We start from the raw sequence: 23,120 nt of genomic DNA, 5'->3' as shown, positions 1-23,120 counted from the left end.
GATTTGCTGTTCTAATTGGAGCAATGATTAGTAGCGCTTTGCATGGTGTTGCTCATTTAAACCCAGCTGTTACCATTGCAATGGTTGTTCAACAAACTTTTTTTATTACTAATGGTTGATTCTTATTACCTGCCTTGTTATTAGGACAAATTGTCGGCGCAATCATTGGTCAAATTATTGTTGATGTATTTTATTGAAAACATATTAAAGATACAGTAACTGATAATCCCGACTTTATTCTTGCAATTCATGCGACAGGTCCAACTCACCGCAACCCATTTTTTAATTTTTTTGCAGAATTTATTGGAACTTTTGTCTTAATTGCCGCAATATTAGCAATTGGAAAATATAGTAGTGGTAATTTAGGAGCATGAGCACCACTTTTTGTTGGTTTAACAGTTTTTGGAATTGGTTGGAATGTCGTAAAACCAAGCAAGCGAGGATAAACAATATAGGGGTGGCCGTACCGCTACGACATAATGGAGGCAATTCTTTTAGGCAATATAAAAGAGTTATAGTGGTTTGGAGATAAATCTTTAACCTGCAATGGTTAAAGGGTAAGTGTTCCACAATAAAAAAATTTAGAAATCTTACTATTTATAAGGAGGTTTTGAAAGTGTTTTTAAAAGAACTCTTTTGAAAAGAGTTAAAAATTAAATTAGCAAATAAGACAGTATTAATTAATCAATGTCAGTGTTATATCAATGAGTACTTTACAAAATTAACCAGAAACAGAAAAGGCGGTTTATATTGTAAAAAGTATGCTCGGCATTGCTTAGCAAAATTAGAATTTATTAATAAACAAAAAATAAGTTATAATCTTTGATTTTTGACTTTACAATGCAAAAATAATCACCAAATTATTAAAAAATTAATTTTTAAGAAAAATAAATGATGAATTATTAATATCAAAAATTAGAAAGGAGAAATTATATGGTTGAAAATAATATCAAAAATACGATTAGCGAGTTAATTAACGAAATTAAAACAACAACAGAAAACAATTTAAGCAATTTAGAACAAATTATGGAAGCTTTAATTGATAAAGTTAATAATATTGAAAATATTTTAAATCAAATACGATAAAAAAATTAAACCAACTATTTATTAAAATTAGTTGGTTTTTTATTTTTGATAAATAAAAAATAAAGGAGATAAAAATAATGAGGAAAAGTTGTCCTAAATGTAGATCAAAAATAGATGGTGATAATAAACATTTATGATGCACAAATGTTTATTGTATTTTTGCAAAAAACCCATATATTTTTAAAAAGAAAAAAAAGATAAATATGTTTGTTTGTGACTCTTATTTTATTTTGTTTTTTATTTAAGTTTTTAGATGATCGTTTAGTTATTTAAAATGTTGTGAAATATTAGAAAATTTGGAGGAAATTTAATATGTTTGATAAAAAGCAATATAAAGAATGAAACATATTATCAAAATATTTAAGTTGAGATGAAATATTTAGATATTTTAAAAGAGTTTATGATTATAAAAATGAAGAAGAATTAACTCAAGCACTTAATAATTATTTAAACAATTTACCAATTAAGGATATTTAAGAATATGAAAGAGAGATTTTAAATAATGAATATAACAGAATCAATTAAATTTAACAAAGTTAAAGAATTAATAGAAAAAGCTAAACAAGAAATTAGATTATGTCATAATGGTTTATTACCAAAAACATTAGGTGATTTAGTTAATTTTTATGAAAATGAAATTTCTGAAAAAGATAAAGAAATTGAATACTTAAAAGATGAAATTGATACGCATATTAAAGAGTATAAATTGTTAAAAATTAATTATGATGAATTAGAAAAATCACAATTATTTAAAGAAGGTTTTTACAAAAATCCATATTCAACAGGTTCTATCGATTGAATATTAGTTGACAGTTCAAAATATGACAAATTACCTAGTAAGGAGGATAAAACATCTATTTAGTTATAAAAGATTCAGATAATATAAAAGATCATTATAAAATAACGGATTTAATTTCAAAAAATACCGATCATGAAGAAAAAGAAAACTTTTGATATAAATTTGGTTTAGAACAATATTGAACAGGATATTGTTGATCAAGTGGAACAATAGATAATATAAAAGATATTAATGAATATTTAACAAAAAAGTTTAAAGAATTACAAGAAAAATCGTAAAATAAAATTATAGAAAATTATGTTGAAGATAAATTTGGTTATACAGTGGTAAATCATTTATCTGATATTAATTGAAAAAAAGAGCCAGACAAAAATATAGAACCAGTTTGTTAAAAAGTGGTTTTATGGTTTAATTAATTATTTATTTTTAAACTACTATTGGATATTAATTTTAGGAAAAATAAAATTAAAAGCAAAAAAAGCGAGGTGATTATCATAAAAAAAATTATTCAAAACCCAAAGCAAGATTAAATGGAAATATAATTATTGACTGTATTAGATGTGAATAAGAGTTCACTATTTTAAATTCAGAATGATTAACGATTAATAAATTTTATAAATGCCAAAAATAAAAAAAATAAAAGGGGGAGTTAAATGTGATAAAAAAAATTTATTTAAACCAAAATTTAATTTCACAAGAAATAAATAATAAAACGCACATTTTAATAAACAAACAAAAAGATTGCGTTGTTTTAGATAAAAATTACTTAGGTTTATCAAGTTATCAAAATTATTTTAGTTTAAAAATTGATGAAAATAAAAATTATGCGGTTCATAGTAGTATCGATAATAAAAATGGTAATATTGTGGGAAAAAATTTACTTTTAACTTTTGAAAAATTAAAACAAGAAAACAAAAAACAGTTTAATTCGCAAAACAAAATTAATGCTAATAATAATTTACTAAATGAATATAACAATCATTATGATAACAAAACAACACAGCGAAAATTAACAGAAACAGAACTAAAACAATTACTAGAAGATTTAGAAAATATTGAAAATGATAATTATTGAGATAATGGTTTTTATTTAGGATACAACAAATATGAAAAAACTATTAATTAAAGAATTAAAATATCATGAAGATGTTTTTAATGAAATAAAAAATAATGGCTGTAAAAATAAAAATAATTGTTTTAAATTAACTAATTATACAAAAATTATCGAAGGATTTTATATTTGAGAAACTTGTTATTTTTGTTTACAAAAGAATCAAGAAAAAATGATAATAAATAATTTAGAAATGATAATTAATTTAATAAATTAATTTACCTATTCATAACTAATGAATAAAATATTTTCATTAAAATTCTGCAATTATATAAAATACTAATAACTTGATTTAAATTATCTTTTTTACAGTTTAAAAAAATCAAATTATTGTTTTTAACAACAATATTTTTTAATATATTTTCAATATTTATTTCATTTTTGACATTAAATATTAATTCATTAATTTCTTTATTAATTAATAATTTATATAAATATAATGTTCTATGATTCCCTCCATTTTTAATACCCAATATTGGTAGAGGATAATAAGTTATGATTGATAATTTATTATTATAATTAACTTGTTTTTTTCTAATTTTAATAAATTATCAATATATTTATTAAAATTTTTATTTGATTTTGAATTTAGTCTTTTCCATTTATATTTTTCTCACGGTGATATTATTGGTATAAAGTTTTTAGCATTAATAAGAAGGTTTTTGTTTTTTGTAATCGATATTAATTTATCTCATTCTCATAAACTATAAATGATTATTGTAAAATTATTACCTAAATATCCAATATTATTTTTATTTAGTTTTTTGTTAGTTTTATTTTCTAGTCATTCTGGGATATATAAATCAACAACTTCTTTTACCATTTCATCTAATTTTTCATTATTATAAGATATAAAATTATTGGATATTATTAAATTAACAGTTCTATCTTTATTGTTTGTTATTTCACAAAATACATTTTTAATTTTAAACACAATATTAATTCCTTTATATTTTAAATTATATAACAAAACAAAAATATTCTTCCAAAACTTAAATAATGAAATCTATTAATTAATATTTTTTGTCATGTTAAAAATCATAATTGTATTATATTTGTCAAAAAAATATCAAATTTCTATTAATGGTAGTTAGGCAACAAAAAATCAAATAAAATGAAAAAAAATTAAGGATGTGATAAAAAAATGAAAAAACTACTTAGTTTGTTATCAATATTTTCGTTATCGTGTACAAACACAGTGAATTTGATTAGTTGTGGTAATATTGCAAATAACAAAACACACTTACCACCAGCAAAACCAAAAGAACCAATAGTAAAAGATGTTTTTTACTATGAAAAATTAAAACAAGAAATTACAGCAGAAATTAAAGAATATGATGAAGTAATTAAAGAAATTGAAAATAGTAAAAATGATTATGAAAATGAAGAAGATTATCAAACAGAACTAAAACAAACGCAAGCAGAAAAATTTATTAAAATGTCTGAACTAAATAATTGCGAATATCAAATTTTACTATGTCAAAAAGAAAATTATTTTACAGACGAACAAAAACAACAAGTAATTAAGTTGTTAGAAAAACAAATAAACAACTTAAATAGTGTTTTAAATTTATTAAGCGAAATTAAAAATAGTGATTTTGACCAGAAAAATTTAGAAAAAATTAAAACAAAGATTAAAAATACAAAAATTATTTTAGATAAAATTAAAAACAATTAATTTGTTATTTTACTTTCTAAATAAAAAATAATAATTTTATTTATTTTTTTATATAAAGAATGATTTTTGTAATTCATATCATAATTTTTACATTCATTTATAATTTTATTTCTTAATTCAACATACATATCTAGATGTTTAATGGTTATTATTTCAGCCTTAAACAATATTCACATTTTATCAACAATTAATAAACCAAATATATTTTTTATTATAAATCAACTGGCAACTGAAAATCAAGAAATCATAAGTGGAATAATATATTCAGAGAAATTTTTAAAATTAAAGAAATTAAGAAATTTTAATGTAGTAATTAAACCAATTATCCCAATTAAACCAAATGATAACAAAATAAATAATACAAAAAATAAAATAACTAAAATTACATATCATGTTTTTTCATATCGTTTTTTGTTTTTCATTTTTTATCTCCTATTAATTTAATTTTAAATTTTAACAAATTATAAATATAAATAAATTATATATAAATTTTTTAAAGAAGGAAGTGATTTAATGTGAAAAAGTTTTTAAAAGAAATTAATTTATTAAAATTATTTATTAGTTTCCTATCAATTATAATGTGTGTTTTAATGACTACATTTTTAATTTTATGTAGGGAATGAATAAATTATGATGGCGGGATTTTTGCATATGTTGTGGTTTGTATTTTTAACATTGTCATTGGTAGTTTATTTATATTGTGTATTTGTTTTGAAATTTTACAATTAATTAAAAATAAAACAAAAACAATTTAAATAATGAAAATATATCAACAGATGAAATTAAAGAAAACAATTAAGAAAGGAATAAATTTAATGTAAAAAAATTTTTTAAAAAAAGTATGAAAAAATGATATTTTTAAAATTTGTTTAACGAGTTTATTGATAACAATAACAACATTTTTGTTTTTTTATTTTAAAATATGACCATGATCTAGTTTTCAGTATAACGAATGAGGAATACAGATAGCTTTTTTCCGTTTAATGATATACATTATACTTGTTGCTGTGGATATTCTTTTTATTGGAAAAATAATATTTGATTTGTTATTTTTTATTTGAGAACTAATTGAAAATAAAAAAGAAAAACAACATAAATAATTAAAATAACACAAAACAAGATAATTAATATCTTGTTTTTTAGAAAGAGGTGCAGAAATGATTAATTGCCCATTTTGTAAATATATTCATAATATTTATAATGAAAACAATATTAATATATTATTTTTTTGTTCTTATAGGTATCCCAATTCATGAATCGTTTCATAATCATTAAAAATTACTTTAATAATCAACAGCAATATTATCGAAAAAAGAAAAATATTTATTATCAAAAAAGAAACAAATTCAGTAAAAGCAAATTTTTAAAACAACAAAGGAGGATGAAAATATGAAATCAAACAACACAGCAGATTTTAGTGGAATAATGGATGTTGTTATATTATGAAGTAATGTTGTTTTGGGAGTAATAATGGGTTTGGCAGTTGTTTTTGCAATTTGAAAATTAATTATTATTTTAATTTCAATAATGCGAAACGCTGATAATCCTGAAGCAAGAGGAAATGATTTAAGTGCTTTAAAATGGCCGATTATAGCAATTATTATAATTTTAGTTGTAATTGCTGTTATGAATGTTATTTTACAAGTTATTAAATCATATAACTATTTGGGCAATTATGTTTAGAGCCAGGGGAAGTTAAAAGCACTTATGGAACGGGATGTTTTATTTTAATAAATACTGGTGAAAAACCAGTTACATCAAAAAATGGTTTATTAACAACAATAGCCTTAGATTATCAAAACAAAATTACTTATGCCTTAGAAGGGTCAGTCTTTGTTGCTGGAGCTGTTATTCAATGACTTCGTGATCAAATTAAAATTGTTTATCATGCTAGTGAAACAGATTGATATACTAATCTTGTTCAAGGTGACCAGCAAGTTTATGTTGTTCCTTCCTTTACCGGGTTAGGATCACCTTACTGTGATTCTTATTCACGTGGTGCAATTTTTGGATTAGAGCGTGGAACAAAACGAGAACATTTAGTTAAAGCAACATTAGAATCACTTGCTTATCAAGCATATGATGTCATTACTGCCATGGCTGAAGATTTACAACAGCCAATTAAACGAATTAAAGTTGACGGTGGTGCTAGTCAAAATGAATATTTAATGCAATTTCAATTTGATATTTCACAAGTTGAAGTAATTCGCCCGCAAAATATTGAAACCACAGCCATGGGAGCTGCTTTTCTAGCCGGATTAGCTGTTGGATTCTGAACATCACCAGCAGAAATTAAAAAAATATCCGCTGTTGGAAAAAATATCATGCTAAATTAAAACAAGAAATTGTAGCAAAATTATTAAAAGGATGAAAAGTTGCTGTTAAGCGTACTTTAAACTGATTAAAAGAGATCGAATAAATTAATACGCTTATTAAGTAAGTTAAAATATTTTTAATTTTAAATAAAATGCATATGATATTAAATTTTATAGCATATTTTTAAATTTAAGATAAAAAAATGTGAGTATATTTTTACTCACATTTTTTTATTTATCTGATAAATTAATAAATAATTCTTTAAAAATAGGGTTGTTTTTAATTTCATTTATGGAGACAACAATTTTATCAGAATTAATTTCTAATTTTTTCTTTTCATATTTCAAATCAATATCCATATTTTTAATTTTACTATTAATTTGTTTTTTTAAATTATTGCTCGCCAATTTCATTTTTATTACCCCTCTTCAATACAATATAATACTATCATATTATTACATATAGTATCAAAACGATGTTTCAACTATTTTTTAAAATTTCAAATATTTGGTATTGTTACGTTCTTTTATCACCATAAATATTTATATAATCATAATAAAAAAATAACCTTTTATAAGGTTATTTTTTTAAATCAGCAACATGTTTTTTTAAATTATAAAATGTTTTAATTCCATCATATTCAGCTACTGTTCCTAACTCATCTTCAATTGCTAATAAACGATTATATTTTGCAATTCTATCACTTCGTGACATACTTCCTGTTTTAATTTGACCAGTATTTAAAGCGACTGCTAAATCAGCAATTGTTGAATCTTCTGTTTCTCCTGAACGATGTGAAACAACTGCTGTTCAACCTGCTTTTTGTGCTAATTGAATTGTATCAATTGTTTCAGTAACTGTTCCAATTTGGTTTAATTTAATTAAAACAGAATTTGCGGCGTTACGAGCAATCCCTTCTGCTGTAATTTTTGGATTTGTAACAAATAAGTCATCACCAACAATTTGAATTTTATGTCCCATTGTTTTTACTTGTAATTCAAAACCAGCTCAATCACCTTCTGCTAAACCATCTTCAATTGAAATAATTGGGTATTTATCAACTAATTTGCCTAAATATTTAATTAATTCTTCTGTTGTCATGGCATATTCTTTACCAGTAACTTTTTCAATTTTCTTAAAGTGATATTTTTTATCATCAAAATATAATTCTGATGAAGCACAATCCATTGCAATCATAACACCTTCTTTACCTGGTTTATATCCTGCTTTTTCAATTGCTTCAACAATTAAATCTAAGGCAACCTCAGCTGGTGTTTTTGTTTGAAATGAAGCTAAAGTTTGATCTTTATATGCTCAATTAAAATGTGGAGCAAAACCACCTTCATCACCAACAGCAGTAATATCACCTTTATCATGTAAGATTTTTTTTAAAGTATGAAAAATTTCTGATGATCATCTTAAAGTTTCTTTAAAAGTTTCAGCTCCAACTGGCATAATCATAAATTCTTGGAAATCAATTGCACTATCAGCATGTTCTCCTCCATTAATAATATTTAACATTGGAACAGGTAGTTTTTTCCCATTTACACCACCTAAATATTTGTATAATGGCATTTCTAATTCCGAAGCAGCTGCTTTTGCAACAGCCATTGATACTCCTAGCATTGCATTAGCACCTAAATTCTTTTTAAAATCAGTTCCATCTAAAGTAATCATGGCATGATCAATTTCAACTTGGTTTGTTACTTCCATTCCAACCAGTTGTTCGGCAATTTTTGTATTAACATTCCCAACTGCTTTTAAAACACCTTTCCCTTGATAACGTCCTTTATCACCATCTCTTAATTCTAATGCTTCACGACTTCCAGTTGAAGCTCCTGATGGTACCATTGCTGAACCATATCCGTCAAATTCTGTTCAAACTTCAACTTGAATAGTTGGATTTCCTCGTGAATCAATTACTTCACGAGCATTAATTTTCTCAATTCTCGACATATTTTTTTACTCTCCTTCTAAGTGTATAATGTTATTATATTATTTGTTCAAAAAATAGTAAACAAAATCGGTTGAAAATCCAAGAAAAATACTACTTTTATTGTTTTTCTTTTGGAAAAACTAAAATATTTGCTATGATATTACTAAATATGTTATTAAATTTGGACAAGAAGGGAGAACATATGGAACAAAAAAAAACAACAATTGTTTCAGGCATTACTGCGACAGGACAATTAACTTTAGGAAATTATATTGGGGCGATAAAAAATTTTATTGAATTACAAAAAGATAATAATTTAATTATTTTTGTGGCAAACTTACATGCAATTACAATTCCAATTAGCAAAGAAGAATTACGAAATAACATTAAAAATATGGTTGCATTATATTATGCATGTGGTTTGGACCCACAAAAAGCAATTATTTTTGTTCAATCAGATGTCTTAGAAGTTACCTTATTAGCACATATTTTATTGTGCAATACAACTATTGGGGAATTATCACGAATGACACAATTTAAAGACAAATCAATAAAAATGAAAGCAGAAAGTGGAACTGAATTTATTCCAACCGGATTATTAACTTACCCAACTTTAATGGCCGCGGATATTTTATTATATGATGCTGATTTAGTTCCAGTTGGAAAAGACCAAAAACAACACATTGAATTAACACGAAATATTGCCGAACGAATGAATAATCGTTATCAACAAGATTTATTTAAAATTCCGACCGACTTTATTCCACCAGTTGGTGGTAAAATTATGGATTTACAAAATCCAACTAAAAAAATGAGTAAGTCTTCCAATGATCCTAAGTCTTTTATTGGCTTATTAGATGCACCCGAAATAATTCGAAAAAAAATCCGTAGTGCCGTAACTGATTCAGAAGGAAAAATTGCTTATAATCCTGAGCAAAAACCAGGCGTAAGTAATCTTTTAACAATTTATGCTGTTTTAAAAAAAGTAACAATTGAAGCAGCTGTTAAGGAATTTGTTCAACACGATTATGGCCAATTAAAAGAACAAGTTGCCAATACAATTATTGAAGTTTTAGAACCAATTCAAAAAAAATACAACAAATTAATGCAAGATCAAACAATTGATGAATTAATTGATTTAGGAGCAACAAAAGCACGAGCAATTGCTAATAAAAAAATAACAAAAGTTAAAAATGTTGTTGGATTAAATTATAAAAAAAGTAGCCTTTAAATAAAAAATAGACACATAAAGTATAAAATTTATGTGTTTATTTTTGCTATATTTAGTTTTGAATTTGGTATTTTAATTCATTTAATTCTCACATATAATTACCATTTTGGTCAGTTACTTTAAAATTAAATTTTCCATTTTGATTAACTTTACTAGTATCTAACTGATCAAAATGAAAAGTAATTTTATTTTTTAAATAACAATATAATTCATCAATATTTTCAATTGTCTTAATATTACTAATTTTAAAATTATTTGAATCACTATAAACATTTGTTAGCCATAATTTAATAATTTCTGCTGTTGTCATATTTTGTTTAAAAATAAACCTTGGATGATTCTGAATATAATTAATTAAATATTCTTGTAAATCTTTATTAAGTTCATAACTTCAAAAAACATTTGAATTTAAATTAATTGTTAAATAATAAATCGTTGTTGGAAAATGGCTACCATCTAAAGTATATTCTTCCATTGTTGTTTGTCCCGTCGTATAAGTATACTCCGTTGTATTACGAATTAACGGAAACAAAATAAAATCACGATATAATTGATTAGCTGTTGGCAAATGGGTTGACATACTTGCAATATATGTTTTAAATAAAACATTAGTTGTTGGTAGCTCAAATGCTAGAACATTTGAAGGATTATTAAAATTATAATTAATAATTGGTCATAAAGTATGAGCTTCTCTTTCTTTTGAAAACATTGTGAAAATTGTATTATCATTTTGATGTTTTACTCAATATTTATTTTCATCATTAATAGGTTGTAACATAAAATGTGTTAAAAACTTGCCAACCGCTGGCTGCAATGTTGCATCTTGGGTTGGAATATAATAATGTTCTGGATAAATACAACTAATCGTTAAAATACTTGAAGTTGTAAACATTATCATCGTTCCAAAAAAATTAAGCAATTTTTTCATCAAATCATTCCTTTTGATAAACTATCTTTTAAATTATAACAAAAAATAGTGATTAAAAATTAAAATTATTTGGATCAGCTTCTAATCTTACTTGTGGTAAAGCAAATAATGCTGCCATATCTTCATCATTTAACATAAAATCATCTAGTTCACTATTAGCAATAATACGTTCCTTATGGGTTGATTTTGGAATAACAACAATATTTTGTTGTATTGCTCATTTTAAACAAATTTGGGCAGGACTTTTCTGGTGTTTTTCTGCAATTTTAAGAACAGTTGAATTTGTCATACATTGTCCTTGCATTAAAGTTGCTCATGATTCAATAATAATGTTGTTTGCTTGGCAAAATTTAACAACATCAGTATTATTTAAACCAGGATGAAATTCAAGTTGATTAACCATTGGTTTGATTTCACTAATTGCAATTAACTCTTGTAAATGGCTAACTTCAAAATTGCTGACTCCAATTGCACGAATTTTTTTTGCTTTATACTCTGTCTCTAACGTACGAAAACATTCATTTCGTTCGGCAGTGGGCCAATGAACTAAACATAAATCTAAATAATCCGTATCTAACCGTGTTAGTATGTTATCTACTTCATGTAATGCCACATCGTACTTATGATTAGCATTTCAAATCTTACTTGTTAAAAAGATTTCTTTTCGTGGAACACCACTATCTTTGGTTGCTTTGCCAATTAATTCTTCATTTCCATAGATTTGAGCAGTGTCAATATGACGATAACCATTTTGTAATGCGGCAATAACAGCTTTATAAACTTCATGCTCATCAGTCATTTTATATGTACCTAACCCAATTAATAGGATTTCAACGCCATTAAAAAGTTTTAATTTCATTGTTAGTGTTTTTATTTTTATTCTTCCTTTCCTTGTGTTGACCTTTACATAATTATAATTTTAATTAAAATCAATAACAAGGAAAATAAAATTGAAATTCTGTTAACAATTAATTTCAAAAATTATTAAAAAATATCTTACTTCTAAGATATTTTTCTTTTATCGTCATTCATTTTAATCTGCTGGTTGTTCTAACTGTTGCTCATTTAAAATTTTTTGATATTGACTATGAATTTTATTATGTGTGGTATTTAATTGTTCAATATTAGTATTAAATTTTGCAAAATTTTTCGTAAACTCTTGTCAACGTTCAACTCAACGATCAAATTCGCCTTTTATTTTTAATAAATTAGTTTTAATAACTTCAATATTTTGATTAAAAACAACTTCACGCATATGTTTTTCTAAAACAAATAAAATTGCTGATAATGTTGTTGGTGAAGTAACTCACACCCGTTTTTTAAATGCAAAAGTAATAATATCATCTGGAAATTGGCCATAAATAAATGCGAATAAATCTTCGGAAGGAACAAACATAATTGCACTTGAAATTTCATTTTCAAGATTAATATACTTAGCAACTTCATTAATTCGATCTTTTAAATCTTGTTTAAAAAGATTTAAATATTTATTTTTAATTGCGGTATCACTTGCTTCTAAGTATTTATTATAATTTGTTAATGGAAATTTTGCATCAATAGCAATGTTTTCTTTTGCTCCACCAGTTTTAACTAATGCATCAACAACAGTTCCTGTCGGCAATTTATATTGGCGGTCTCATCCTTGATGACTTTCACCATACATATCACTTAAAACTTTTTCTAATAAATATTCACCTAAATTACCTCGTTTTTTATTATTTAAAAAAATATCATTTAAAGTTTTAACTTTTTCTTCAACTTCTTTTAATGTTGTAGTTGATTCTTTTAAAACTTTTAAATTTGATAAAACATCAGTAAATGATTTAGAAATAATTTCACCTTGATGGTTTAAATTATTTTTTAAGTCAATATCTTGCTTTGACAAGTTATTTTGAAAATTACTTAATCCTTCGTTTAAAATTGTTAAGTTTTGATTAAATTTAGTATCATTTTTAACTGAATTTGTTTGAAATTCACTAATTAAAGTTAATAATTCTCTTTTTTGTTCAGAAAGTTGATTTTGTAATCCTAATCCTTGTTTCTCTAATAATTCTTTTGATGCTTGAATATCTTTCTGTAATAATGCTGAATCATTATTTACAAGCGGTTTTTTATGTGTTTTTACTAAATAAATTATTAGAAAAGTAACTAAAATAACTAAAATAATTCCTAATAAAACATATGAAATTGTTGTCATTGTATTCCCCCTAAATATTTTAATGTTTTATTGTATTCCGCAATAATTTTAATTATAGCCTGTTCAAATAAAAAAATAAACTCATAAGATTAATGAGTTTATTTTTTCTTTTTATTCAAATGTAACATTTAATTTATAAGCTGGAATTTTTGTCATTAAAGAAGCTAAAGTATCAGAAGCTGCTAAAATTTTTGAACCTGGTTTAGCCTCAATAGTTGCTCCTTTACCATCCTCATTAAAAGTTACTCAAATTTCATTATATCAAATCTCCTGATATTGATCAGCAAATTGTTTTCCTAATAGCTTTGTAACAAGATCATAACGAAGTTTGTTTTCAGTTTCTTTTGTATAAATCTTATCTAATTTAACAGGGATTAATTTTTCTGTTGGTTTAACATTATCTTGCGTTAAAAACTTACGTGGTGTTGTCTTGACTGTAAAATTAGCAGTTAGTGTTGAATGATTAATAACATGCTCAACTTCCGTTGTAATTTTTAAAGTCCCTTCCCCATTATCTTGATTAATTGATATTTCAATTCCACCATCTAAAGCTCCCATCATCGCTTTTAACATTGCATCTTTATATAAACTTGCGAAACGATTTCGGTCCCCAACAAACTCCATAATTGCTGCTGTCATATTCATTGTTGTACCCTCAGGGTCTTTTTTATAATCTGCTCAGACTGCATCAGCGAGATAAATATCACCAATATTTTTAAATGGAAATGCTTGCGAAAATGTAATTGGTTCATTAACAATTTCAACTGCTGAACCAATAAAATTACCACCTGGTTTTGGCGTAATTACTCATTGACTAATTTCTTGATCAAGATTTATTTCAATATCAGAAAAAGTAAAATTTGTTCCATTTAAACTATTAACAACAGTTAACACTTCATCGACGGTTAATTTTGTACCAGAACCATTATCATATGGCAATGATGTAACAGTAATAATTTTACTAATATCATTTGTTGTTCATTTTAAATCAACTTTTTTTGTTAAAAATGGGCGATTTGAAACATCTGGCATAAAACGAATAATTGCTGTTTTCATTCCTGGCGCTAAATCAACATCTAAGTTATCAACATCATAACCTGCTTTTTTTAAATTTGCTTTAATAGTACCAACAGTTGGTATTTTTGTTGTATTAATTTCACCCCCAGTTTTAGGACTATGACATGCAATTGTTGGGACAGCAATTGGGCTTAATAGTGATACTGATGCTAAAATCATCATTAATTTTTTCATTATTTTATTCTCCTTTGTTTTTCAATAATTTTTATTACATAGTTAATATTAAAATTAGTTTATTAATTTTAAAAAGATTATTTTGTTAAAATTTTGGTAATAATACTGCCCTGTTGTGGTGGGGTTATTTCCTTTTTTAAAAGAATTAATCGATATGTTTTAATAATATTTGCAATAATAAATGAAATAATAATTAGTTTTTTTAATAAAAAAATAAATAATATATTAATTCGATATCGCATAAAAAGATACGGTTCCAAAATATTTAAAAATAATTTTAGATTAAGAAACGGATTAAAATAAATTAAATCATTAATTTTATACCAATAAATTAAATAAATCCGTAATATGACAAAAGCAATAAAAAAGGTAATAATAAATAAAGCATAAAAGAAATAAAACGAAATTAAAATTGATTGATAAAGTTGAAAATAAAACTGCGTAAAACGACTAAGTAATCCTGTTATCGTAATATTTCAATAAATAGTGTATGATAATCAAAAAATATTTGCTAATCATAATAAAATTACAATAACATTAACTTTTAAAATATTATCTCATTGTAAGATGATCCGTTTATAATGTTTAAAATCACTTAAAATTTGGATTAAAACAGCTAAGAAAAATAAAAAAGCACCCGTTATTAAAACAATATAAGTTATATTTAATGAAATACTAACAAATGCTCAATTTGTATAATGTGGTACAAAACAAGGTAAAAATAACGAAATTCCAAAATATAAAGTAAACAAAATAAAATATATATTAAAAAATACTTGAAAATACTTTTTGAAATCTGTTTTCATTTTAATCACCCACACATATTTCCTTTTATTTTAAATTATATCTTTCGTTATATTTAATTAAAAACCCTATTGTGAACCAATAATTAAAGTAATTATAATTATCATTTTAATTATTAATAACATGTTCTAAGTAATTATACCGTGAAAAGTTTTAAAATTAAAATTAAAATTTTATTTTTTAATATATAATTAAAAAGAAAAGAACTTATATTTTTTACTAAATTCCTATTTAATTAACAACAATGAAAGAAAAAACAAGGAAACTATATGCGACAAAAAAAATAACATCTTTTTTATTAAAAAAATGAAATATTTATTTTTTTGCAATTCCATTATTTATAATTTCTTTTATTAGTTTAAGAGTTCTTATTGCAACGGGATGATATCAAATTGACTACCAAATTGCTGCTGAACTTGCAAAACCTTTATCAAATGAATTTGTTAAATATTGAGTCCGTTTTTATGATCAATTAGGAGATACTGAAATTGTTATTGTAATTATCATTTATCTAACAATATTATTAGAAACATGGTTTTTGCTTAAAATAAAACAAGAAAAGCAAAAATTTATAAAAAATTATTGGATTACTATAATCTATTATTTCCTAGCCATAGGAGCATGACTTATTGGTAATATTGTTAATTTAGCCTTAATTCCAAGTCTTAACGAAGGCTTTGGACCTGGAATTGACTATCTTCTATTTGATAATTATAAGTATAAATTAACAAGTGCTATTTTAGTTTTTCTTTACCAATCATTCTTATTAGGAATTGGTCTTTATTATGTTTGCTATCGATTAGTTAAAACTAACCGTTTGTTAACAGAACAAACATGAATAAAAGCAACTAAAGGATTAAGTTTTTTAATTAGTACATATATTATTATTGTGATTTTAAAAGGTGCAACACATCGAATCTATTATTATAATGCTATTTTTGGTGATTTAATTGATGCCCATCCTGAATTCTTAGCTGCTTATCTTAAATCGGGTTTTCATTTTGGATATAACTTAGGTAACGGTTATCTTAATAATATTTCCTCAGAATGACAATATCCTTAGTGAAAACCACCAATTGGTTTATTTAGTAATGTTAATATGCCAACATTTAAAACTCCATGAGAATACGCTTTCCCAAGTGGTCATATTAATGCTACATATTGTACTGGCTCAATTATTCTTTTATTTTTTAAAAAAGCAGAACAATAAAATTAACTGAAAAATAAAATTATGTTTTATTATTTGATTAATTCATGTTTTAGCAATGAATTTTGCTGTTGTAATGGAAAGATTCCACTGGATTTCTGACACTGCATTTACCTTTTTTCAACTGCCATGATTTTAGTTGTTCATTTTAGTATTAATAAAATTTTTGCAAAACACTTAATTTAAAAAATGGACTAAAATGAAAAGGTTTAGATGCTATTAGCATCTAAACCTTTTCATCGTGAAGAATTATATTTTAAATAATAATAAAATTATCTTATGAATTAATTAAATGATAAGTATCTTCACAAATCATTACTTCTTCATTTGTTCGCATTGCATAAACAAGAACATCTGCTTTTGGAGTTGAAATTAGATTTTCCGTTTCATATGACCTTTGATTTGCTGACGAAGATAATTTTAAGTTTAATAAAGTAACTTCATTAACAACTAATTGGCGCATTTCATCAGAATTTTCACCAATTCCAGCGGTAAAAACAATTGCATCTGGTTTTGTTTTTAAATCATTAGCATAACTAACAATATATTTTGCAATTCTTTTTGTACTCATTAACAATGCTAATTTACTACGTTGATTATCCGTGTTACTTTTAAAAACATCACGTAAATCAGATGATACTCCCGAAATTCCTAATAAACCAGATTCTTTATTTAAAATATTAGTTATTTCATCTAATGTTGCACCAGTTTGATTTGCAATAAATTGGTGGATTGAAGGGTCAATATCGCCACTTCGTGTCCCCATAATTAATCCTTCTAATGGGGTTAAACCCATTGAAGTATTAAAACTTTTACCATTTTTAACTGCACAAATTGAAGCACCATTGCCTAAATGACAAATAATTGCATTAACTTCAGTCACTGGTTTTTGTAAAATTTCAGCTAATCGTTTTGTAATATAACGATAAGAAATGCCATGAAAACCATAACGACGGACTTGATAATTACTATATCATTCATAGGGAACTGAATATAAATAATTTTCTTCAGGAATTGTTGTATGAAATGAAGTATCAAATACTGCAACATTTGGAACATCAACAATCTTACGAAAAGCTTCAATGGCAGCAATTGCTGGTGGATTATGCAGCGGAGCTAATGTTACCATTCGTTTAATTTCTGCAAATACTTCATCGTTAATAATTATTGATTGTGTAAACTTTTCACCACCATGCACAATTCGATGTCCAATTCCTTGAATGTCAGTAAAATCTTGAATAATATGATGTTCTTTTAATTTAGCGATTAAAACTTTCGCTGCTGCTTTATGATCTGGAAAATTTTCTTTTGTTTGAAACTCCTGACCATTAAATTTAAGGGTAAAAATTCCATCAATGTTAATTCGTTCAGCTAATCCTTTGCAAATTACTTCATAATTTTTTGCTGAATCAACTTTATATAATTGAAATTTCATTGAACTACTACCCGCATTTATTACTAAAATCATTTTTCTTTTTTTTCCTTTCTAATCATTTGATTTATATATACATAAATATGCTGTCACTAAAACAGTATTGTAAATGTCATTAATAGTAGCACCACGTGATAAATCATTAACTGGGCGGTCTAATCCAATAACAATTGGACCAATTGCTTCAAATCCCCCTAATCGTTGGGCAATTTTATATCCAATGTTTCCCGCATCCAAATTTGGAAAAACAAAAATATCAACAGGTGCTTTTAAGACTGATGACGGCGCTTTTTTATTACGAATAGCATCATCTCACGCGGCATCAAATTGAAACTCACCATCAACAGAACAATTTTTTAAATTCTTTGCTTGGACAAGTTCAAAAGCAGTACGGACTTTATCAACAGAAGTCCCACGCCCTGATGAACCTTTTGTTGAAAAGGATAATAATGCCATGTTTGGCTTTTGAAAACCAAAAACTTGACTAGCTTCATATCCTAAATAAGCAATATCTGCTAATTCCTCAGTCGTTGGATCAATATTCAAAGCACAATCAGTAAAAATATAACGTTCATTATTCCGAACCATAAAAAAAAATGATGAAACTAATTTTACACTTGGTTTTGCTTTAATAATTCGCAATGCTGGACCAATAATATCTTTTGTATCATAAGTAATTCCACCAACCATTCCATCAGCAAGACCTTTTTTAACTCATAAAATTGCTAAATAATTACATTCACGAACTAATTCTTTAGCTTCTAATAATGAAATTTTTCCTTTTCGTAATTCAACGAAATATTCTGCTAATTCTGTTTCATTTTGCTCTTCGGCAACAATAACTTCGCTTTGTAATTCATCAATTGTTGTAGGAACTTCTGCTCGTGTTGCAAAAACAAGAATTGGCGTAATATTTGTACCAATTAATTGTTTCGCTACTGTTTGAATTCGTTCAGAATTTCCTTCTGGAAAAATAATTTTTATTTTGTGAGAAAAGGTATTAATTTTTTCAAGTATGTTTTTAAAAATGTTCATTTTTTATTCCTTTCTGTTATTAATCATTACCAAATAATTATATTACTTTTTTTAAAGTTTTTAGAAAAAGTAGCAAATTAATTATAATTAATTAAAAATTTTCCTATTTTAATTGTTGAAGTTTTACTATATCAAGGGCAGTATTTCAAGTCCCGTCATAATGCACAGCACTGCCAAGATGAATCGCATCACAATAATGACTAATTTCGCGATAATTAGTCAAATTAATACCACTACCTCCTTGAATTTGAACACCATAATTCCGAAGACTTTGTAAAGTTACTAAATTTTTCATAATTGGAGTTATCCCACCTTGGGTTAAAGCTGTGCTAATTCCTAATTGAACTAATTGTTGAATAGCAGTAATTTTATCTTCAATTAAATCAAAAGCCCTGTGAAAAGTAATTGCTAATGGATGTGCTAAGGCAATTAATTCTTCCATCCGTAATAAATCAATTTGATGCGTAGGTGTTAAAATACCGACCACAATACCTTCTGCCTTTGTTGTTTTAATATAAGCAATATCTTTTTTAAGTTGAAAATATTCATCAGCCGGACAATAAAAATCAGCATCACGGTGACGAACCATTACCCGAATAGGAACTTTAATTCGTTTAGTACATTCTTGAATAACTGCATAAGATGGTGTTAACCCTCCGCGCGATAAATCAGCACATAATTCAATTCGGTCAATATTTCCAGCTTGTTCAATAATTTGGCATTCTTCGTAGTTTCTTGCAATAACTTCAATAAACATTTATTCTTGCTCCCCACTAATAAATTTAATGCGATTAATAATCCCATTAATTTTATTATTATATGTTCCTAACTTAATATTTAATAATAAGACATTATTAGTTTTTAACAAATTAACATAATCTTTATAAATACCAACAAAAGCAGTAATACTAATTTCGCCACTTTCATCATAACAATCTAAGAATGCCATTTTATTGTTGTTTTTATCAGTAATTACTTTTACTCGCTTCACGAGAACTAAAATATTTGTTGATCCTAAACTTAAACGCAAATTACTAATTAATGTTGTTTTATCTTGGTACCCTGCTTTTTCACGAATATATTTTAATGGATGATTTGATAAATAAAATCCTAAAAATTCATATTCTTTTTCTAGACATATAACTTCATCGTTTGGTTCAATTACTAGTTCTGGTTTTTCAGCTAATGAAAAATCAACAACCAAATTTTCATTCTCTTCTTGCGTTTTAATCAACTCAATATAAGTAAGAATCCGGTGGTAATTATTAAATAAGGTAATCCGGTTCAACTTAAAAACATCTAATGCTCCAGAAAAACATAATGCCTCATAAGTTTTTCGATTTAAGCCTTTCTTATATAAACGAATAAACAAATCATATAAATCCATAAACATCCCATTAGTTTGATACTCTTGGGCAATTTTATTAAAAAAAGCAAAACCAATTTGTTTAATAATTAATAATGGAACACAAATTTGATTATCAATTGTATGATACTGTCGATATGGAGCATTAATATTTGGTGGCACAATTGTTAAATGATTCTTTTTTGCTAAAGCAATATAATCATTTGTTTTATGTTCATCCCCAATAACATGTGTCAATAAACTGGCTAAAAACTGGGAAGGATAATTTGCTTTTAAATAGGCCATTTGATAACCTAACAATGAATATGCAACTGCATGGCTCCGATTAAACCCATAGTCAGCAAATTTATAAATTAATTCTCAAATTTCTTGTGCTATTTTTTCAACATAATTATTTTTTACAGCCTCTTCAATAAATTCAGTTTTCATTTGGCTCATAATTGATGCATCTTTTTTCCCCATTGCACGACGAAGCACATCAGCTTTAGCTAGTGAAAAATTAGCAACTTTTTGAGCAATTAGCATAACTTGCTCTTGATAAACAATAATGCCATAAGTTGGTGCTAAAATTTCAGTTAGACGTTCATCAATATAGGTAACTTTTGCCAAATTTTTTTTTCGTTTAATAAACAAAGGAATATTATCTTGTGGACCAGGACGATATAATGAAGACGTTGCAACAATATCTTCTAATTGGTCTGGAACCATATCAACTAAAACCTTCGTCATCCCTGGTGATTCTAATTGAAAAATCCCTTTTGTATCCCCTTGCGCTAATAATTGATAAGTTTTTTGGTCATTTAATGGTAAGGTGTCAACATTTAATTTTACTTTTGTTTCTTGGTAAATATTATCAATCACATCATGTAAAATTGTTAAATTTCGTAATCCTAATAAATCCATTTTTAGAATTCCCAATTCTTCTAAATAATTCATTGAATATTGTGTTTGATAAATTCCATTATAGCCTTCTTTAATTGGAATAATTGTTTGTAAGCGTTGTTGTGTTAAAACAACACCTGCTGCATGGGTCCCTGTTTGACGTGGTAAACCAATAATTTTTTTTAAATGCAAAAACACTTGGGGATATTTCTTTTGATAAATTTCAAAAAGAGGATTAGCATTAATTGCTTCTTTATAATGATAATTATATTCTAATGGAACTGCTTTGCTCATTTTATCTGCTTCTTCAATTGCGATATCAAAAATTCGACAAATATCTCGAATTGCCATTTTCATCCCAATTGTTTGAAAAGTAATAATATGGGCAACATGTTCACTACCATATTTTTCAAATAAATATTCAACAACCATTTCTCGTTTATCATCTTCAAAATCAATATCAATATCTGGTAAACTTTTTCGCTCTGGATTTAAAAATCGTTCAAAAAGTAAATTATAAGCAATTGGATCAATTGTTGTAATATTTAATAAATAACTTACAAGACTACCAGCAGCACTACCGCGGCCAGGACCAACAAAAATATTTTGTTGTTTTGCATAACGAACATAATCTCATACATTTAAAAAATAATCATTAAAACCCATTTTATTAATCACCGTTAATTCATAAGTTAATCGTTGCAGATATGTTGTTTTAGAACCATTAATTTTTTTTTGTTTTAAAGCTGTTTGACAAATTTCTTGTAAAAACTGTTGTGCGGTCTGCCCTTCTGGGGTTGGATAACGTAATAAATTATCAAAAATAGTCCCTTTATGCAAAGGAAAAACATCAATTGTCGTAATAAATGTTTTAATATTGTCAAAATATTGTTGATAAAGGGGGGGTGGTAAAACTCAACCATATAAATCTTTCATCTTACTTTCTTTAAATAAAGTTTGTGTTTTAATTGTATCAACAACTTTATAAGCAGTAAAATCTTCACTTGTAAAATATTGTACTTTATTATTTCAAATAATTTGTTCATTTGCAACTAATGCTTGCAACGACTCTAACAACGAAAAATTCCCATTATTAATACCTAAATATAAATCCGTTCCAACTTTTAAAATTTTTCTTAGCGTTTGATATAACTCAGGTTGAAAATTATCTGTTGTATAATTAATAATAATCTTGACATCTGTTGTTAAAAATTTACTAATTTCCTCTAATGTTACATTTTGCTTATGTTCAGCATTAATCATTATTAAAGATGAAATTTCAACTAAATTAAAATAACCATTTTGATTATGAGCAAATAAATTCATATTATAAGGAATATCATTCAAGAAAATAATAACATTTAAGCCAATAATTGGTTTAATTTTATTTTTTTGACAAAGCTGGTGAAATTCATAAACCCCAAACATATTATTATCACAAATTGCCAATGATGATAAATTAGTTGTCATAGCATAATTAAAATATTTTTCAAAAGTAATTAAAGATGATAATAAACTATAACTTGTTCGAACATTTAAATGGGAAATTGTCATCATTGCTACCTCACTCTCCTATCATTGTAGCGAAAAAAAAAAAAAAAAACCACAATTGTGGCCTAATTTTATAATTTAATTGCAATAATAATGATCATAATTACAATTAAAAGCGCTAAGATCCCAAAAACTAAATAACGTCATAAACGGGCTTTTTTCTTTGGAACCATTTCTTTTAATAATTCTTTTTCTAAATCAATTGCATTTTCATTATAAAAAGAATTTTGTTCTTTTTTCATATTTATTATTTTAATATCTTCATCTTTAACATCACGAATAATTGAAAATTCTTCATCAATTAATATTG

Annotated in this window: 27 protein-coding genes and 1 pseudogene; 13 read left to right on the top strand and 15 right to left on the bottom strand. The window is 25.4% G+C overall.

What is annotated here, in order from left to right:
* Nucleotides 1-23 precede the first annotated feature (23 nt).
* The 7 genes from AACL22_RS09580 (at nucleotide 24) to AACL22_RS09550 (ending at nucleotide 3,213) form a co-directional block, all read left to right on the top strand.
* A complete protein-coding gene (locus tag AACL22_RS09580) occupies nucleotides 24-446 on the top strand; it encodes an aquaporin (RefSeq protein ID WP_422397486.1) in 423 nt (140 codons plus the stop codon).
* A gap of 170 nt (nucleotides 447-616) precedes the next feature.
* Entirely contained in the window at nucleotides 617-919 is a 303-nt protein-coding gene (locus AACL22_RS09575) for a hypothetical protein (RefSeq protein ID WP_338991754.1), read from the top strand.
* Nucleotides 920-933: 14 nt separating this feature from the next.
* The gene (locus AACL22_RS09570) at nucleotides 934-1,086 is read left to right on the top strand and encodes a hypothetical protein (RefSeq protein WP_158500439.1); all 153 of its coding nucleotides are present in this window, start codon (nucleotides 934-936) and stop codon (nucleotides 1,084-1,086) included.
* A 312-nt stretch (nucleotides 1,087-1,398) separates the two neighbouring features.
* Nucleotides 1,399-1,563: a hypothetical protein gene (locus tag AACL22_RS09565; RefSeq protein ID WP_338991744.1), complete on the top strand. Its 165-nt coding sequence runs from the start codon at nucleotides 1,399-1,401 to the stop codon at nucleotides 1,561-1,563.
* 25 nt (nucleotides 1,564-1,588) lie between these two features.
* Nucleotides 1,589-1,948 carry a hypothetical protein gene (locus AACL22_RS09560; protein ID WP_338991742.1) on the top strand — a complete coding sequence of 120 codons (360 nt, stop codon included), beginning with the start codon at nucleotides 1,589-1,591 and terminating at the stop codon, nucleotides 1,946-1,948.
* Nucleotides 1,949-2,540: 592 nt separating this feature from the next.
* Nucleotides 2,541-3,011, top strand: coding sequence for a hypothetical protein (locus AACL22_RS09555; protein WP_338991741.1), 471 nt, complete (start codon nucleotides 2,541-2,543; stop codon nucleotides 3,009-3,011).
* Nucleotides 2,992-3,213: a hypothetical protein gene (locus AACL22_RS09550; protein ID WP_338991739.1), complete on the top strand. Its 222-nt coding sequence runs from the start codon at nucleotides 2,992-2,994 to the stop codon at nucleotides 3,211-3,213. Before AACL22_RS09555 ends, AACL22_RS09550 begins: the two co-directional genes overlap by 20 nt.
* 1 nt (nucleotide 3,214) lies before the next feature.
* Here AACL22_RS09550 and AACL22_RS09545 read toward each other — a convergent pair whose 3' ends face one another.
* On the bottom strand, nucleotides 3,215-3,469 hold the full coding sequence (locus tag AACL22_RS09545; RefSeq protein WP_338991737.1) for a hypothetical protein: 255 nt from the start codon (nucleotides 3,467-3,469) through the stop codon (nucleotides 3,215-3,217).
* Nucleotides 3,470-3,489: 20 nt separating this feature from the next.
* Nucleotides 3,490-3,966, bottom strand: coding sequence for a hypothetical protein (locus AACL22_RS09540; protein WP_338991735.1), 477 nt, complete (start codon nucleotides 3,964-3,966; stop codon nucleotides 3,490-3,492).
* 174 nt (nucleotides 3,967-4,140) lie between these two features.
* Here AACL22_RS09540 and AACL22_RS09535 point away from each other — a divergent pair, with 174 nt between their 5' ends.
* Nucleotides 4,141-4,674: a hypothetical protein gene (locus AACL22_RS09535; protein ID WP_338991732.1), complete on the top strand. Its 534-nt coding sequence runs from the start codon at nucleotides 4,141-4,143 to the stop codon at nucleotides 4,672-4,674.
* Here AACL22_RS09535 and AACL22_RS09530 read toward each other — a convergent pair.
* Nucleotides 4,671-5,096, bottom strand: a complete 426-nt coding sequence (locus AACL22_RS09530) for a hypothetical protein (RefSeq protein ID WP_338991730.1) — start codon at nucleotides 5,094-5,096, stop codon at nucleotides 4,671-4,673. The two genes, AACL22_RS09535 and AACL22_RS09530, sit on opposite strands and share 4 nt — an antisense overlap.
* 93 nt (nucleotides 5,097-5,189) lie before the next feature.
* Here AACL22_RS09530 and AACL22_RS09525 point away from each other — a divergent pair, with 93 nt between their 5' ends.
* The 3 genes and pseudogenes from AACL22_RS09525 to AACL22_RS09515 all read left to right on the top strand — a co-directional run.
* Nucleotides 5,190-5,429: a hypothetical protein gene (locus AACL22_RS09525; RefSeq protein ID WP_338991729.1), complete on the top strand. Its 240-nt coding sequence runs from the start codon at nucleotides 5,190-5,192 to the stop codon at nucleotides 5,427-5,429.
* A 634-nt stretch (nucleotides 5,430-6,063) separates the two neighbouring features.
* Nucleotides 6,064-6,357: an Mbov_0395 family pilin-like conjugal transfer protein gene (locus tag AACL22_RS09520; protein ID WP_338991728.1), complete on the top strand. Its 294-nt coding sequence runs from the start codon at nucleotides 6,064-6,066 to the stop codon at nucleotides 6,355-6,357.
* Nucleotides 6,336-7,093: pseudogene (locus tag AACL22_RS09515) on the top strand (FGGY-family carbohydrate kinase); the annotation flags it as partial. The gene AACL22_RS09520 and the pseudogene AACL22_RS09515, both read left to right, overlap by 22 nt.
* A 127-nt stretch (nucleotides 7,094-7,220) precedes the next feature.
* Here the strand turns inward: AACL22_RS09515 and AACL22_RS09510 are convergent.
* Both AACL22_RS09510 and eno read right to left on the bottom strand, forming a co-directional pair.
* Nucleotides 7,221-7,403, bottom strand: coding sequence for a hypothetical protein (locus AACL22_RS09510; protein WP_338991726.1), 183 nt, complete (start codon nucleotides 7,401-7,403; stop codon nucleotides 7,221-7,223).
* A 166-nt stretch (nucleotides 7,404-7,569) separates the two neighbouring features.
* Nucleotides 7,570-8,946 (bottom strand): phosphopyruvate hydratase, encoded by a 1,377-nt coding sequence (eno, locus tag AACL22_RS09505; RefSeq protein WP_338991724.1) that lies wholly within the window; start codon nucleotides 8,944-8,946, stop codon nucleotides 7,570-7,572.
* 182 nt (nucleotides 8,947-9,128) lie between these two features.
* Between eno and trpS the strand changes: the two genes are divergently transcribed.
* Nucleotides 9,129-10,157 carry a tryptophan--tRNA ligase gene (gene trpS, locus AACL22_RS09500; RefSeq protein ID WP_338991722.1) on the top strand — a complete coding sequence of 343 codons (1,029 nt, stop codon included), beginning with the start codon at nucleotides 9,129-9,131 and terminating at the stop codon, nucleotides 10,155-10,157.
* 52 nt (nucleotides 10,158-10,209) lie between these two features.
* On the opposite strand, the gene AACL22_RS09495 is transcribed toward trpS, so the two are convergent.
* The 5 genes from AACL22_RS09495 to AACL22_RS09475 all read right to left on the bottom strand — a co-directional run bounded on the left by AACL22_RS09495 (nucleotide 10,210) and on the right by AACL22_RS09475 (nucleotide 15,339).
* On the bottom strand, nucleotides 10,210-11,085 hold the full coding sequence (locus AACL22_RS09495; RefSeq protein ID WP_338991721.1) for a hypothetical protein: 876 nt from the start codon (nucleotides 11,083-11,085) through the stop codon (nucleotides 10,210-10,212).
* A gap of 52 nt (nucleotides 11,086-11,137) precedes the next feature.
* The gene (locus AACL22_RS09490; RefSeq protein WP_338991718.1) at nucleotides 11,138-11,944 is read right to left on the bottom strand and encodes an aldo/keto reductase; all 807 of its coding nucleotides are present in this window, start codon (nucleotides 11,942-11,944) and stop codon (nucleotides 11,138-11,140) included.
* A 174-nt stretch (nucleotides 11,945-12,118) separates the two neighbouring features.
* Nucleotides 12,119-13,282 (bottom strand): DNA recombination protein RmuC, encoded by a 1,164-nt coding sequence (locus tag AACL22_RS09485; protein WP_338991715.1) that lies wholly within the window; start codon nucleotides 13,280-13,282, stop codon nucleotides 12,119-12,121.
* Between the two features lie 111 nt (nucleotides 13,283-13,393).
* On the bottom strand, nucleotides 13,394-14,533 hold the full coding sequence (locus AACL22_RS09480) for a hypothetical protein (RefSeq protein ID WP_338991713.1): 1,140 nt from the start codon (nucleotides 14,531-14,533) through the stop codon (nucleotides 13,394-13,396).
* Nucleotides 14,534-14,610: 77 nt separating this feature from the next.
* The gene (locus tag AACL22_RS09475) at nucleotides 14,611-15,339 is read right to left on the bottom strand and encodes a hypothetical protein (protein ID WP_338991710.1); all 729 of its coding nucleotides are present in this window, start codon (nucleotides 15,337-15,339) and stop codon (nucleotides 14,611-14,613) included.
* Nucleotides 15,340-15,581: 242 nt separating this feature from the next.
* On the opposite strand from AACL22_RS09475, the gene AACL22_RS09470 reads away from it, so the two are divergent.
* Nucleotides 15,582-16,400 (top strand): hypothetical protein, encoded by an 819-nt coding sequence (locus AACL22_RS09470; protein ID WP_338991709.1) that lies wholly within the window; start codon nucleotides 15,582-15,584, stop codon nucleotides 16,398-16,400.
* Between the two features lie 421 nt (nucleotides 16,401-16,821).
* On the opposite strand, the gene AACL22_RS09465 is transcribed toward AACL22_RS09470, so the two are convergent.
* The 5 genes from AACL22_RS09465 to AACL22_RS09445 form a co-directional block, all read right to left on the bottom strand.
* On the bottom strand, nucleotides 16,822-18,012 hold the full coding sequence (locus AACL22_RS09465) for an acetate kinase (protein ID WP_338991708.1): 1,191 nt from the start codon (nucleotides 18,010-18,012) through the stop codon (nucleotides 16,822-16,824).
* A gap of 18 nt (nucleotides 18,013-18,030) precedes the next feature.
* Nucleotides 18,031-19,011: a phosphate acetyltransferase gene (gene pta / locus AACL22_RS09460; protein ID WP_338991705.1), complete on the bottom strand. Its 981-nt coding sequence runs from the start codon at nucleotides 19,009-19,011 to the stop codon at nucleotides 18,031-18,033.
* Between the two features lie 103 nt (nucleotides 19,012-19,114).
* On the bottom strand, nucleotides 19,115-19,768 hold the full coding sequence (locus tag AACL22_RS09455; protein ID WP_338991702.1) for a copper homeostasis protein CutC: 654 nt from the start codon (nucleotides 19,766-19,768) through the stop codon (nucleotides 19,115-19,117).
* Nucleotides 19,769-22,816, bottom strand: coding sequence for a DNA polymerase III subunit alpha (locus AACL22_RS09450; RefSeq protein ID WP_338991699.1), 3,048 nt, complete (start codon nucleotides 22,814-22,816; stop codon nucleotides 19,769-19,771). It lies immediately after the preceding gene.
* Between the two features lie 65 nt (nucleotides 22,817-22,881).
* A complete protein-coding gene (locus tag AACL22_RS09445) occupies nucleotides 22,882-23,052 on the bottom strand; it encodes a hypothetical protein (RefSeq protein WP_338991697.1) in 171 nt (56 codons plus the stop codon).
* Nucleotides 23,053-23,120 lie beyond the last annotated feature (68 nt).

Source organism: Spiroplasma endosymbiont of Seladonia tumulorum (assembly GCF_964020235.1).
Lineage (GTDB): Bacteria > Bacillota_I > Bacilli_A > Mycoplasmatales > Mycoplasmataceae > Spiroplasma.
This window is presented reverse-complemented; position numbering and strand designations above follow the sequence as displayed.